Raw genomic sequence first — 11,651 nt, 5'->3', positions numbered from 1 at the left:
TTGCTAATTGATGGGCTTTTCTGTTTTATTACCGTTTCAGACAGCCGCTACTCATTAGACAGAGAGTAAGGAGCGTCTTCTTTAAACGTACCCCGGCTCTTATTAGGCTTGTCAGTCATCTTAAAGTTCAACTTAGCACCTTTCATCAAATCCGAATGGCTCAACCAGTTTCGGGTATGCGCCTTGCCATTCACGCGAAGGCTCTCGATATACCTGTTCTCAGAGCTATTTTTAGGAGCATTGATCACGATCTTCTTGCCGTTGGAAAGTTCTACCGTGATATTCCGGAATAGCGGAGCTCCCAGCACATACTGGTCTGTGGCAGGCGTTACCGGATAGAATCCCATGGCAGAGAACACATACCAGGCGGAGGTTTGTCCGTTGTCTTCGTCGCCGCAGTAGCCGTCCGGCGTTGGTTTGTACATCCGGTCCATCGTTTCGCGCACCCAGTATTGGGCCTTCCAGGGTTCGCCGGCATAGTTGTACAGGTAGATCATGTGCTGAATGGGCTGGTTGCCGTGCGCATACTGTCCCATATTGGCGATCTGCATTTCACGGATCTCGTGGATCACCTGCCCGTAATAGCTTTCCTCAAAGGCAGGCGGCAGGCTGAACACCTTATCCAGCTGGGCCACGAATTCCTTATTCCCTCCCATCAGGTCAATGAGCCCCTGCGTATCGTGAAACACCGACCAGGAGTAGTGCCAGCTGTTGCCTTCTGTGAAAGCGTCGCCCCATTTGAACGGATTGAACGGCGATTGGAATTCCCCATTCTTGTTCTTGCCACGCATCAGCTTGTGCTCCGGGTCGTACAGGTTCCTGTAGTTCAGGCTGCGTTGCTTGTATAGCTCTACTACATCAGCAGGCTTCTTCAAGGCCTTTGCCAGCTGGTAGATAGCAAAGTCATCGTAGGCATACTCCAGCGTACGGGCGGCATTCTCATTAATTTCCACATCGTAAGGCACATAGCCCAGTTCATTGTAATACGATGCGCCGGCACGCCCTACTGCAGTCAACGGACCTGCGTTGTTGGCACCATTCATCACGGCATCCCAGAGCGTTTCAACGTCATAGGTATGCTCTTTCCCGAGCTTGAGGTAAGCGTCCGCCACTACCGAAGCCGAGTTGTTTCCCACCATCACGTTTCGCAGACCCGGACTTGCCCATTCCGGTAGCCAGCCGCTCTCTTTGTAAGCGTTTACAAGGCCCTCCTGCATCTGCGCGTTCAACTCCGGGTACATCAGGTTCAGGAAAGGGAAAAGCGAACGGAAGGTATCCCAAAAGCCTGTATCAGTGAACATATAGCCGGGCAGTACTTTCCCGTTATACGGACTGTAATGCACTACTTTATTTTCTTTGTCGATCTCATAAAACTTCCTCGGGAACAGCAGGCTGCGGTATAAGCTCGAGTAAAAGGTCTTGGTCTGATCGTAGGTGCCACCGGCCACTTTTATGCGCCCAAGTTCCTTATCCCACTCTGCTCTTCCGTCTGCTTTTACAGCCTCGAAGTTCTTGTTCCCCAGTTCCTGCAGATTAAGCAATGCCTGATCGTGACTGATGAATGAGGACGCCACTTTGGCATGCACCACTTCCCCTTTCCTGGTTTTAAAAGAAATAGCTGCCCCTACGTGGTTCGCCTCTGCTTCCGGCTTATCGAAAATCTCGTAGTTACTGAAGGTATGGGCTGCTTCGAAATCCTTATCGAATTCGATGACAAAGTAATTCCGGAAATTGTCTGGTACGCCCCCACTATTCTTAGTGGTATAGCCGATGATCCTTCTTTCCTTCGGAATAATTTTGACATGGGACCCCATATCCAGCGCGTCCAGAATGATGTGAGCCTGCTCTGCCTCTGGAAAAGTGAAGCGGAAGAAAGCCGCTCTGGTAGTAGGGGTAAATTCAGTGGTCACATCGTGATCTGCCAGGTATACGCTATAGTAATAGGGTTTCACAATCTCAGCTTTGTGGGAAAACCAGCTGGCGCGTTCATCTTCGCGCACCCGAAGATTCCCCGTAATGGGCATAATGGCGAACTGCCCGTAGTCGTTCATCCAGGGAGAGGGCTGGTGCGTTTGCTTGAAACCCCGGATCTTGTCTGCGCTGTACATATAGATCCAGCCGTCTCCCATCTTGCCCGTCTGCGGGGTCCAGAAATTCATGCCCCAGGGACGGGCGACGACGGGGTAAACGTTTCCGTTAGACAACTCGCGCTTGGAGTCTGTTCCCATCAGCGGATTCACCCAGTCGACCGGATGCTCTACTTTTTCTACAATATGATTCTGAGCCTTGGCAGAGAAGCTTAAGGCAATAAGTACAAGGAGGCAAAAAACAAATCTCATACGCAACGTATTAATTTTCATCGGTTATGGCAGCGGGCTTAGTACAGCCTATAAAAAAGAACCAAAGTCCACAGTGAAGTGAACTCTGGCTCAATTAACCTAATCTATTAACAATCAACCAATTTTATTTTCCAGGAGCCAGCCTCATGGCATTCAGATAATAGAAGCCGGATCCGTTGTTATTATTCTCACCCGCAGTTACAGTAACCGTAATCGTACCATTGAAGTCGGGCTGTATGCCGTCGGCACATGCCGTTTTGTCTTTGTTGCTCGAGGTCTGAACGTATACCGTCTTCGCGTTTTCGCCAGAAACGATGAACTTCGTTTCGCGGTTATCGCCAACACCGGCTCTTGATCCGAAGAAGCACAGGTTATACGTCGTGTTCTTGTCCAGACCTGACAGCGTGAACTGGCTCTGTCTGATCTCCAGGTTCTGCCATACGCCACGGGTATTTCCGTAGTAAGACTGGGTCGAAACATCTGCCGGCATGTTGAATTCCGTGTTGGTCTCGCTCTCCCCTACCTCGTTCATCGCATTGAATCGTTGCGTCACCACCAGGGCAATATTGGTAAAGGCATCATTCTCGTCTTTCAGGTTTCCGATGGAAGCGCCTTCGTGATGGTCTCCTAAAGTGTTCCACTTAGGAACGATCTTGTGTCCGAAGTTCACATAGACCGGTGCTGTCAATGGCGCTGCCGGCGCTGGCTGATAATCGGATAGAACGGTAATTTTGTCCGGGTTTAGGACTGCAGCGTGTGCAGCGTGTTGTGCTATTTCAGCTTCAAGATCTGTCAGGCCAGCTGGTTTGTAAGGGTTGCCCACTACGCTGATGCCGGTAAGTGCCTCGAACCAGGTGCTTGCTGCCGTATACCTGCCGATCCCGAAATCCAGGTGGTAGCCGTCCCGGGTAAAGTTATCGCCAATCAGGGTGCTGCGCCCGTTCTGTATGGCGGTGCCCGCCGGAATAACATAGTCCATGTTGTAGGCAATCTTCGCTTTCCGGTACGCCTGCACAATAGAAGCATACATTACCTTTTGGTCATTGCCATAATTAGGGAAGTCTGAGTGGGTGGAGTTTTCTGAGTAAGCCCAGGTCTGGTGAAGGATATACCTTGTCTCCGGATTTGTAGTGCGCTCTTTTACATACTTCACGAGGGCGGGAAGCGGCGTGGTAAAGGTCTCGTATTTACCGGAGTTACCGCTTACTTGCTGAAAACTGACATAATCCCAGTTCTCGTCCTTCACAGCGTATTCAATGGTCGTTTGTGACCTGTTCGTCTTCTCGCCTTCCTCGATTTTCCTGTAGTCATAGGCAGGAGCGTTGCCCTCCGCATTGCTCCAGTGTTGTTCCAGCGAAGCACCCCCGATGTACAGGTTGCCAATCACGATCGGAACATTTTTGGCCGCTGCCAGTTCGTATAAGTAGCTTTCTATCGCATCTTCTGAAAAGCTGTTTCCGATGGCCAGCACCTTGATCACGCCGTCGTCTTCCGGACCGCTGACAGTTACCTCGAAGGCCGCGCTCACTTTCCTGTCGGAAGAGATAAATGTGATGGTGGAAACCCCACTTCTTTTGGCGGTGATGACGGCGGAATGGTCGTCGTTCATTTTGACACCCGCCACATCAGGGTTGCTGGTAACCCAGCTGTAGGTCCGCTGCGGGTTCACTTTGGGTTCGAAGGTAGGCTTCACTACCAGCTCACCTCCCACCGGAAGCGTCTTGTTACTGGTATCCAAAACTACCGACTGCTCAATGCCCGGTACTTCATCGTCTTTATCACAAGAGATGGCAGTCAGGGAGAAAAGGCTCAGCATTACATACAGGAGCACTTTCATTTGTCCTTGTAGAAAAGGTCTCATATTTTCAGATGATTAGTTGATTGATGTCAGGTATAGGGAGCCTCGTGCAGGTGCTTCCGAGAAAGGCTTTCACGAGGCTTCCTTGCACATTATAATTCAATAAGAACTGGCGGTGCATAGTTGTATTTTGCCTCGGGAGCGTCAACTAAGGCCCCTACCCTGAAATAGTACTTATTGCCGGGTTTCAGGCTGCCACTATGAGCTTCCAGGTTAATTTCCAATCTATACTCTGTTACATCGTTGGTTACCTCATTAAGGTTGACTACCGACGACACAGTATTCAGGGGAGCGCCTACGTTAGGCTCCTGATGGGCAAATAGCCCGATCCGGCTCACATTGTTTGTCACTGTCTGGTCAAGATTGAAAGTTGCGACGATCTTGTTTTCCTGCCGTTCGATCCTGGCGTTTCTGACGCGGATGTAGGGTTGCACCTCAAAGTTCTTCACGGTATTCCCCTTCACCACAATCTCCTCAGGCTCCACCGGCACAAAGTTGCCGCGTACTGGCCTGATGGTATAGTCTCCTGCAAACATCAGGTTGTTGCGGTAGGTGCCGTCGTTCTTCACCACCACATACTGGGTCTGGGGATTCTCAAACCCATGCTCGATGTATTCGATCTGCATCCCGTTAATGATGTCCTGCTGAATGAGTTCTCCTGTCTCCTTATCATAAATGCCGCCATTAATGGTTGCATTCGGACCTTCATAATTATCGAGCTCGTTCAATTCGCAACCACCCAGCAGAAACAGACTTGCCAGGGCAATGCTTAATGTCTTGATACTTTTCATAACTGTCTTTCTTAATGCTGAGGATTCTGGATAACTCCGTTGTTGTTTACACCCGGGATGCCACTGTAGTAATCTCTCTCGGGAAAGGTATTGGGCTGAGCTCCGGGCACTCTCTTCCTGATGTAGATATAGGCTGGCTCCTCTCCGCGCAGGTCTAGCATCGGCACCAGCGCAGTCTTCACGTAGTTGTTGAAGATCTGGTGGTAGGTGCGTCTTCTGATCAGGTCCCAGTACTCCTTGTTCTCAAAGGCAAGTTCCACAGCGCGCTCCCGCAACACATTCTCCAGTGTCAGAGGTATAGAAACCGTGTGTCCTGCTCTTCTCCTGACGGCGTTCAGCCCCTGGCTGGCCAGGTCTGCATTGCCCTGTCCGCTCTCGGCTACCGCTTCGGCATAGTTCAGCAGGATTTCCGCATAACGGATGTCAATAAAGTCGGTGGTTGATTGTAACCAGGTGTTGATGCTGGCTCCTTCATCCAAAAACTTCTTCAACAGGAAGCCTGTACGCGTCATGTTAGGTGTTCCATCAAAACCTGAGTATTGGTTGCTGGTCGCTGCCCCGTAGGCGTGATAGGTCGTACCCTTGTGCTCTACTGAACCCTTCGTTGTCAAGGCACTTCCGTCCGGACGAATGACACCACCCTGAATAACGATCTCCGTACCTTTCCATACCGCGCCGGGGTGGATGATGGAAGCAAAGAAACGTGCATCTTTTCCCTGGAAGATCTCTTCCGGAGAAGAGAACCGGATGTAATCGGCAGAAGGGTTAAAATCCCCTAGCTGTACCTGCCCGTCGGCAGTCGTGACGATGGGAGAAGCTTCTCCCGGTTTCTCATAGTTCTCATACCGGTCAACCAGCTCCAGTACAGGATTGGTGCGCCCAACGTGTGGGAAGCCTTCACCTGTCTGGTTGGGGTTATTCCAGCCATCGTAGTCATGGGCCAGCGGACCACCAGCATGGCCGTACCCTTTCATAAAGAGCACTTCTGTCATGGCGTCGTTTGGCTGCATAAACAGTTTCTGGTAGTTTCTGGCAGCTTCCTGCGGACTAGATGGGTTCGCCATGTATAGGCCAAACCGACCGGAATTGATCACTGTCTCAGAAGCCTTAATAGCCTCCTGGTAGTAGCGGTTTGCTTCAGTCGCTGGCATACCTACCAACCCGGCATCGACAGCTTGTCCTGAAAGCGGAGCGCGGTTCCAGTACTTAGCCACAGAAGCAGCATGCAGGGCAACGCGCGATTTCAAGCCGGCCGCAGCCCATTTCGTAGCTCTTCGCTTCGTTTCGTCCAGGCTATTTCTGGTCTCCGGTAGTTTGTCAAAAGCAATGTCTAATTGGGCAAGCACAAAATCCCAGGTCTCTTTCTCGGTATTGCGTGGCACACGGAGACTCTCCCAATCGGTAGAATAGTTCTGATTTTCGGTAATAATGGGCACCCCGCCATACCTTTTCACAAAACCATAATAGGTATAGGCACGAAGAAATGCGATCTCCCCTTCAATGGCGCTTCTCTCTGCTTCAGAGAAATTAACTTTAGCCACAGATTCCTCCAGCAGGTTGATATCCCGGTTGAGCTGGTAACCGCGCGTCCACCACTGGTTGTTGAACTCATTCCAGTTAGGCCACTCTGAGTGAATGGCTTCCAGTCCGTATTGGGATAGCGACAGGGAACCTGTGTTACCGCGGGCGTTAAAACCTGCACGTGGGAAATACACGAAATCCTCTACCGGCAATTCATAATACATATTCGCCAGGTAACTGCGAATACCGTTCGGGTCAGAAAGCACCGCTTCTGCAGGCACTTTGTTCTTCGGTTCAACGTCCAGGGAATCATTACAGGAGCTGAAGGTTCCTACCAGAAGGGCTATGAATAAATATTTTAAGCTTCTATTTTTCATGATTTTGCTAGTTAAAAAGAAACATTCACTCCGAAGTTAAAGCTCTGCATCAGCGGATAATTGTAACCGGCCTGGTACTGCCCTTCATGTTTTTCAGGGTCAAATTGTTTCAGGAAAGAATCAGAGAATGTTAACAGGTTATGCGCATTGGCGTAGATCCGTACCTGGTTAAGGAAAGACCTGCCAGTGATTTGCGACGGGATGGTATACCCAATCTCAATGCTCTTCATGCGCAGGTAGCTGGCATTCATCCTCCAGGCATCACTCTCTCTGTAGGAAGACTGCATATACTCTGCAAAACGGTTGGCAGGCCATCTTCCCGGTACCCACTCTGAGTTCGGATCGTAAGGATTTGCCAGGTGCCATCTGTCGTAGAAGTAAGCGGGGATGTTACCGCCATTGAAGAACATCTGGCTGTATACCTCATTAAATCGGATGGTGTACAAGGATGCGCCCTGGAAAACGGCAGTCATGTCGAAGTTCTTGTAGCCCGCAGTAAGCGTGAGTCCGTAGAACAGCTTCGGAGTACCGTTTCTGAAGATCGGCATCATGTCCTTGCCATCGATGATTCCATCTCCGTTCACGTCATCGTAGATGTAGTCTCCCGGTAGAATCTGTGAGTTCCCCTGGTTGCCACCGTGAATCGGGCCGTTGTTGATGTCCTCCTGGTTCTGGAATTGACCCGTGCGGTCATAACCCCATTGGATATCGTTCCATCTGTTCGGGAAACCGTGCCTCCAACGGTCCATGCTACTGGTCGGATCTGGCTTGTCTACCACCTTGTGCATCGTACGGGCCAGGTTCATGTTGACACTTACCCCGTAGCTGAATTCGTTGATGTTGTGCTGGTGCGAAACAATGAAGTCAAAGCCTCTCGTTACCTCACTTTCCAGGTTCTCTATCGGCATCTCCCCTCCAAAGGTGTTTGGTAAGCCTCCCTCACGGGTCTTCAGCTTTCCTGTTTTCTCCCTTTCGTAGTAGTCTGCCTCAAAGCTCAATTTGTTGTCAAAGAAGCTGCCTTCTATACCTATGTCAGCGATGGTCGACTCCACCCAGGTGAAGTTCGGGTTGATCACGCCCGGGGCCACCATGCCACCCGTCACAATACCGTTGGTGAATTCTGCGCCCTGGTTGGGCGATGGGCTAAACCCTAGCACGTGCTGAAAGGGAGCCCCAACGTTCTCGCCAATCTGACCATAAGAGGCCCTGATCTTCAGATCGTTGATAAAGCGTAAGTTGTCTTTGATAAAATTTTCCTCCGAAATTCTCCAACCTGCGGAAACAGTTGGGAAAAACGCCCAGCGGTTGCCTGGCGCATAGCGGTAGGATCCGTCGTAGCGGAAGGCGAAGCTTGCCAGGTACTTTGCTGAGAAGTCGTAGTTCACGCGACCGATGTAGGACATGGTGGCTTCCTCTACTTCACTGCCCGCGTTCGTCTGAAGCCCACCCGCGAAGTCCACCACATCCGTGGTAAAGAAGTCGTACTCCCGTTTCAGGTATGAGTATTTCTTCTCGTAATATTTCTGTTCGAAAACTGCCGTTGCACTGACGTTGTGCCGATCGAAGAAGGTGTTCTCGTACGCTAACTGGCCCTGGAACACCAGGCGGTTGGCATCGTCGATGGCGTTTGCAATCCGTGGCGGATTGATCACCTGCGGCGTTAGATCCGGTGAGTAGACCGTATAGTTTTTCCATACGTTTTTGTTGAACATGTTCCGGCTGTCATAGGAAGCGGTAGCTCTGGCTTCTAACCCTTCCAGGAAAGGAACACTCCAGGCCAGGGAGGCAGAGGAGGTGAAGTCCTTGTTCTCATTGGTGGTGTATCCTGCGTATCGGTTCTGGGCCATCAACACCGGATTCTGCTGGTTGTGGATATTGGCAGGGTAGTCAGGGTTATCGTTGATGAAAGGACGTTCGTGCGGGTGACTGATGATGGTCCCTTTGTAGATCCACATGAATCCGTCACCTCCCGGGTACTCCCTTTCGCTATACCTGCCGGAGAGCATTACTTCCGCTCTCAGGTTGTTGGTTAGCTGCAGGCCGAGGTTGGAGCGGAAGTTATACCGGTTGTAATTGATGTCGTTGCTTTTAAATAAACCACCCTCAGAGTAGGTGCCAAGGCTCACAAAGTAGTCAGCCTTTTCTGTACCTCCACGCACGGAGAAATTGTGCTGGTGCTGGGTAGCATAGTCCTTAAAGGTCTCGTCGAACCAGTTCGTACTCGTATAACCGGCACCTCCCTCGCGCCAGCGTTGCAGTTCATCGGCTGATATGTAGTGGTTCTTGTCGCGATAGAAAACAGCATCGTTGTACATTTCAAGATACTGCGCTGCATCCGACATCACCGGCACATCAGTCGGCCTCTGGAAGCCTACTGTACCGGTATAATTAAAGGATGGCTTCCCTAATTTACCCTTCTTGGTGGTTACCAGGATTACTCCGTTGGCAGCATTCAAGCCGTAGATGGCGGCAGAAGCATCCTTCAGTATGGTAATACTCTCAATGTCGTTGGGGTTAAGCTGCTGAAACTCTACTCCTCCATCCCGCACGATCCCGTCGATTACATAAAGAGGTTCTCCGAACCCACGAATATTGATGGAGGATGAAAAGCTACCCGGCTCTCCGTCCTGCTGACGAATCTGCAGACCCGGAACTTTACCCTGAAGGCTTTGTGCCAGGCTGGAACTGGTCGTAGTAACAATGTCTTTGGCTCTGATAGTAGAAATGGCAGAAGTTAGGTTTTCTTTCTTCTGGGTACCGTAGCCAACCACAACCACCTCTCCGAGGCCTGTTGCATCCATTTCCAGCCCGATAGTCAGATTAGTCTGGCCGGCAACTTCCACCTCCTGAGATTTATAGCCCAGGTATGAAACGACAAGTACAGTATTCAATCCGGCTTTTATGGTGAAGTTACCGTCAGCATCGGAAGTCACGCCGTTGGTTGTCCCCTTCTCCACGATGCTGGCACCCGGCAAGGGCATCCCCTGATCGTCTACCACCTTGCCCTTTATTGTGGCCTGATCCTGCATGAACGCAAGCGCCATGTCGTTTTCGGGCACATTGTAAAGCGAGGCACCTGCCTGAGAAGGAAAGTACGACAGGAGAGCAGCGAAAGACACCAGCCCCCATCCCTTACGCAAATACCTGTTAGAGTATCTATTTGTCATAACTTTTGATGTTAGTTGAACTTTGAACTTCTTATGGTTTCGCGTCAACCTGATCGGCTGAAAAGCGTCGCTCCACAATGATATCAAATATACTAAAACGTTTTAGTAAAATACAACAGCATTAATAGAAAAACCCTAATAATAATTTGTCTTGTTCTCCGAAAACGCCCTATTTATTAATCTGGCCATCATCCAGGCTTAACATGGGGTTAACACTATACCTGACTTTTGCAAAATAATATAGGAAAACAACCAGGAAGCTAAGGTATACATCTCCCCTATTCACCCTCTATGGAGGCTACAATAACCTGGTGGAAGAAGTAACAAGAGGAAAATCATAACCTTGCGTTGTAACGCCACGCTCAAAATACTGTAAATCAACACAGTAACATCATAGAGAGTACTCACTCACGCAGGGTTTGGTGGTTGAAAGAAGTATTATCGTCTTGTCTATAGAAAGACTTAAGAGATAGGTATAGGCTGAAGCATAAGGTATGAACTCAACCAGAAAGGGTACCATCTATATAAAGTAAGAGGACCTGCCTGGCTTTCCTTTTGAAGAAAAACCAACCAGGTCCTTATACCTTAATAGTCTGTATTTCGACAGACCAGATACACTAATAAAGAGAATATAGCCTTAGAAGAATGCCTTCAACGCAGACTGTTGCTGCCAGTAGTCCAGTTGCATCAAATGCGATGCTCCCAGCATATTACAGTTCTCCGTATCCTCCACAATCTCAATTTGAAGTCCACTAGGTATACCAAGAGATGCTCTCAGGGCCTCAACGAAAAGGTGGTGCGATCTGGAGATATTGCCTCCAATTAAGAGCGCTTCTGCTTCAAATTTCTCCAGATACGGCCTCAGGAACACTGTCAGGTTTTCAACAAATTCCTCAAAAACCAGTTGGGTCGACGTATGGCCTGATGCAACCATTTCCCGCACGCCGCTACAGGTTTCCCCCGTAGCTGCCTCATGCTTCCCCACAAACCAGCGGGTAGAGAAATAATCGTCGGCGATACCAGCCTTAAAGCCCTTATCCCACAGGCACCCATTCTCCGGAATCTGCTCCCCCTCTATCGCAGGCAGGGAGTTGACCAGGAATGCTGCCCCGAAACCGGTGCCTAGGGTGAGCCCCACGGTTCTCTTATGAAGCACCTGCGTTTGTAAGGCTGCGCCCACCACAAAGGAAGAGGCGTCGTTGAAGTAATGGATTTTCTCTACCGGAATGTTTACCAGCTCACTCAACGGTTTGCGGACATCCACCTTGTAAAGGCATTCATACTTGTTGTTTCCCTCAAACATCGCGATCCCATTGGGATAATCGAACGGGCCAGGCATCGCTATACCTATACCTGTTATCCCGATACTTCCTTGTCCCAATGTCGGGATTTGGGTCTCCAGCACCTCCCGGATCGTACCGGCCCAGGCTTCTAAAACAGCTTCCTTTGAAGCTTTATTGTCTATCTTTCTGTTAATACTGGTCCCGGGAATGATCTCGAACTGGTCCAAACACACTGCCGCTGCCGTAATATGACTCCCTCCGATGTCAACTCCCAGGGCAATCTTTCTATCCTTTGTCATTCATCAAATCTGATTT

At 50.0% G+C, this 11,651-nt stretch carries 6 protein-coding genes; all 6 read right to left on the bottom strand.

Features of this window, described 5'->3' with window-relative positions:
• Window positions 1-47 precede the first annotated feature (47 nt).
• Window positions 48-2,339, bottom strand: a complete 2,292-nt coding sequence (locus L1278_RS07890; protein WP_253402619.1) for a GH92 family glycosyl hydrolase — start codon at window positions 2,337-2,339, stop codon at window positions 48-50.
• A 124-nt stretch (window positions 2,340-2,463) separates the two neighbouring features.
• Complete coding sequence (locus tag L1278_RS07885) at window positions 2,464-4,200, bottom strand: DUF4886 domain-containing protein (protein ID WP_253402617.1); 1,737 nt, start codon at window positions 4,198-4,200, stop codon at window positions 2,464-2,466.
• An 89-nt stretch (window positions 4,201-4,289) separates the two neighbouring features.
• Window positions 4,290-4,988, bottom strand: a complete 699-nt coding sequence (locus tag L1278_RS07880; RefSeq protein WP_253402615.1) for a DUF3823 domain-containing protein — start codon at window positions 4,986-4,988, stop codon at window positions 4,290-4,292.
• An 11-nt stretch (window positions 4,989-4,999) separates the two neighbouring features.
• Window positions 5,000-6,886 (bottom strand): RagB/SusD family nutrient uptake outer membrane protein, encoded by a 1,887-nt coding sequence (locus tag L1278_RS07875; protein WP_253402613.1) that lies wholly within the window; start codon window positions 6,884-6,886, stop codon window positions 5,000-5,002.
• 11 nt (window positions 6,887-6,897) lie between these two features.
• On the bottom strand, window positions 6,898-10,053 hold the full coding sequence (locus L1278_RS07870; RefSeq protein ID WP_253402611.1) for a TonB-dependent receptor: 3,156 nt from the start codon (window positions 10,051-10,053) through the stop codon (window positions 6,898-6,900).
• 637 nt (window positions 10,054-10,690) lie between these two features.
• Window positions 10,691-11,635 carry an ROK family protein gene (locus L1278_RS07865; RefSeq protein WP_253402609.1) on the bottom strand — a complete coding sequence of 315 codons (945 nt, stop codon included), beginning with the start codon at window positions 11,633-11,635 and terminating at the stop codon, window positions 10,691-10,693.
• Window positions 11,636-11,651 lie beyond the last annotated feature (16 nt).

Origin of the sequence: Pontibacter sp. HSC-36F09 (genome assembly GCF_024171605.1) — a bacterium.
Classification (GTDB): Bacteria; Bacteroidota; Bacteroidia; order Cytophagales; family Hymenobacteraceae; genus Pontibacter.
Note: the sequence above shows the minus strand (reverse complement) of the source record. Positions and strands in the feature narration are given on the sequence as shown.